This window comes from Heliobacterium chlorum, from assembly GCF_014502795.1.
Taxonomy (GTDB): domain Bacteria; phylum Bacillota; class Desulfitobacteriia; order Heliobacteriales; family Heliobacteriaceae; genus Heliobacterium; species Heliobacterium chlorum.
Genome location: NZ_JACVHF010000069.1, coordinates 1 through 3,044, shown reverse-complemented (window position 1 = coordinate 3,044; position 3,044 = coordinate 1). Strand labels below are relative to the sequence as shown.

3 protein-coding genes are annotated in these 3,044 nt (G+C 38.6%); 2 read left to right on the top strand and 1 reads right to left on the bottom strand.

The window, feature by feature from the left end; genetic code table 11:
- Positions 1-437: 437 nt before the first annotated feature.
- On the top strand, positions 438-854 hold the full coding sequence (locus H1S01_RS19780; RefSeq protein WP_188042105.1) for a jacalin-like lectin: 417 nt from the start codon (positions 438-440) through the stop codon (positions 852-854).
- Positions 855-1,269: 415 nt separating this feature from the next.
- A complete protein-coding gene (locus H1S01_RS19775; protein WP_188042104.1) occupies positions 1,270-1,707 on the top strand; it encodes a ferritin family protein in 438 nt (145 codons plus the stop codon).
- 345 nt (positions 1,708-2,052) lie between these two features.
- Here H1S01_RS19775 and H1S01_RS19770 read toward each other — a convergent pair whose 3' ends face one another.
- A complete protein-coding gene (locus tag H1S01_RS19770; RefSeq protein ID WP_188042103.1) occupies positions 2,053-2,445 on the bottom strand; it encodes a bacteriohemerythrin in 393 nt (130 codons plus the stop codon).
- Positions 2,446-3,044 lie beyond the last annotated feature (599 nt).

The following is a 3,044-nucleotide window of genomic DNA, read 5'->3' as shown; positions in this document are numbered from 1 at the left end:
GGGGAACTACAGTGGGACTACAAGGGATTTGGGGGGGGGTGGGTTATAAATTGACTGAAAATTGGTCGGTGGGTTTAGGCCTAGTATAGCTGGTAGGGGAGTGATGGGGGGCAGTGAATTTTTGGACAAGACGAGATCTGTATTTGTTAATTGCAGGCGTTAAGTAAGAAGCTGAACAAGAAACCTGATTTCTTTAGGTAGTTTAAACAAGTACCATATTTCGACGTTAAGTAAGTTATATAAATAGAATATAAAAAAATATGTCGACAAAAATTCGATATTGTAGGCAGGATTATACAAAAAGTACCCTTGAAGCAATTGTTATAACATGATACTATTCCCATGTACCATAACAAAACGTCAATTGGTAGAGGGGGCGAGTATGTAAAATTTATTTTTAAGGGTATTTTTCGAAAAAATAGAAGGAGGACTTTATAATGTCTAATAGAAAAAGTACTTTATTCGGTGGCTCCGGAGGCGACATCTTTGAGGATAATCTTAACCAAGTAGTCAGGATGGTAAAAGTGGAAGTATACGGTTGCAATTATGTAGATTCAATTCGAACCACTTATCTTCTTACAGACGGCTCATATAGAGTTGATACTCATGGTGGTCCAGGCGGAAGTTTAGCAGGGACATTAACCTTGAGCGAAGATGAATACATATGTTATGCTCGAATAAAATACGGAATTTATGTTGATAATCTTGTGCTAGCAACTAACAAATTAACACATTTATACGCTGGTGGAAATGGTGGAGATTATACAAGGGAGTTTAAGGAGGGAAAGGTCGAAGGTTTTTATGGACGTTCGGCTATCTTTATCGATGCTATAGGATTTTTGTTCATTGCTTAACTAATTTATAGTAAGAAGACCTCTTAGAACAGATTTCTTGCTAATCTACAAAAAAGTTTCCGAGTTGTTGTTTCCAGATAAAGGTTCGGAAGTTGTATTTAAGAAAACAGTCAGTCCGTCCAACGGCCGGCTGTTTTTCATTTTGTCGGCTACGTAATATTAGCTCGGCATCGCTCTTTGTACCAAAAACTAATGCTAAAATCCCACTAAACCCGCTGTGATGGCCCACGTCCAGTTCGACCCCCTGTTGTGGTATGAATGGTATGGCAGGTCGCGTTGGAGGGCGTAGGGGGGCGATGTGGAGGGCTGGATTTAAGATAAATGGGAAATATAGTAAATTTTAATATGCGTGCAATAATATGAGAGCTTTTCCGTCATTATAAGTGAAGAATAAATTAGACGGAGGAGTCGCACTATGAGTGTCTTTGGTTTAACAAAGGGAACAGATTTTGAAAAAGAGATAGAGCAGTATCGAAACGGTGAAGCACAGGGGGCGGTAATGTATGCTGCGTCTGCTTACCTTGCAGGCGAACGCGGCTTAGATGAAGTTTCTGATTTGCTAATGAAAATTGCCGTTGATGAATTAAGACACGCTGCTCTATATGCTGTTTTGAATGGGCAGGTTAGCCAAGATATCTTCGAAACCATGAAGAAAATACAACCTATTGAAGTGGCTGCTGAATCAAGATTAAATGAATTTGCTCAGAAGCTTCAGGTGATTGGGCCAGCAATAACACAAGAAGTTGAAGCTGTCGCAAAAGATGAGGCAGTTCATGGAGAAAGGCTAAAATACCTTCTAGAGAAATATCAGAAAGAAAGATTGAAAAACTTGTTAGATAAATATCAAAAATAAGTTGACTTCGATAATGACTTCACCCAATGGTGAGGTCATTTTTTGCCCAAATATCCCATCCCCCATTTTAAGGCCGCTGTAATGGCCCACGTCCGATTTGACCCCTGATATGGTATGAATGGTATGGTTGGTCGATTTGGAGGCCGTAGGGGGGAACGTGGAGGGTCGGTTTTGGTTTAGGAAGTTTATAGGCTAAATGTATGTCGTCAGCGTTTTTATCCGTTTAACTGTGGGCAAAATAACAATAAACCGCCGAGCTTCGCTAACTTATCTTTGCTCCTTTCGAGGTAAGCTGGCGAAGGGGCGGTTTTTTACACATTTTTTTTTAGACTGGTGTTCCTGATGCTAAGCTTTACCTATTTTCATATCTTCTTCTAGGATATGATGAATAATCCACTTTGAAACGTCATAAAGCAAATCTTTCACAAATCCTTCCTGGTTTTCGTCAATCTTATATATCTCTACAGCCATAAACTTTTCAATAAACATATCGTGCTCTTCTTTTTGAACAGAATAACCGCTGAAATTAATCTTACGCATATAATCTTCTTCAGTCTTGAAGTGGTAGATAGTATATTGTTGCAACTCTTCTAATACTTCAATGATTTCATCAAATTTATCCGATTTGTTTTTTTCCTTTAGCAATGAATACACTTTGGAAGCAATCCTGAAAAGTTCTTGATGTTGGTCGTCAATTTGTTTAATCCCGGTTTTATACTTTTCATCCCACTTAAACACGTAACCTACCTCTTTCTTGGTATACTCTACGGACTATAGAATAGTCTTATCTAAACTATATCAATTTTGATTTAAACGGGATGTGATGAAGGTCATATTTTTCGTTGGTATTCCCCGTAATATGTTTTGGCCAACCTAAAACTGAAAAATATTAAAAATAATGCACTGGTCCTTGCACTCTTTTCAATCAATGGTTCAGTGCATTCCTCTCATATTCAGCTCCCATATCCCCTGAAAGAGTCCGTGTTTCACGGGCTTCTTTCGTTTTTGAGACATGTTAAAACAAGTTGTCGAATAAAATATATTGTGCAATGCCCTCTAGATCCTTCCTATTGATGCACCCTGCAAACTTTTGCGGGGTATTTTTTTTATTTGACAACAATCATTGACATACTTTCTAAAGACGAGCATAAATAGTATATTGTCATGTTGGGCTGTCCTGCCATTCCTTTCTCTCTATTTCTTGACCCCACAAGTTTAATGTGGGGTGTTTTTTTGAAGTTAACACCAGTATTACTCAGCCAATCATGCATATAGATTTACTGGCACGGTTCACATGACCCTCTATCATTTCGCGCCTTCGCCCTGCGATTTTGTCG

Bases quoted from the DNA above. Each gene is read 5' to 3' on its own strand.
- H1S01_RS19775 (WP_188042104.1), top strand. From the start codon at position 1,270: ATGAGTGTCTTTGGTTTAACAAAGGGAACAGATTTTGAAAAAGAGATA.
- H1S01_RS19780 (WP_188042105.1), top strand. From the start codon at position 438: ATGTCTAATAGAAAAAGTACTTTATTCGGTGGCTCCGGAGGCGACATC.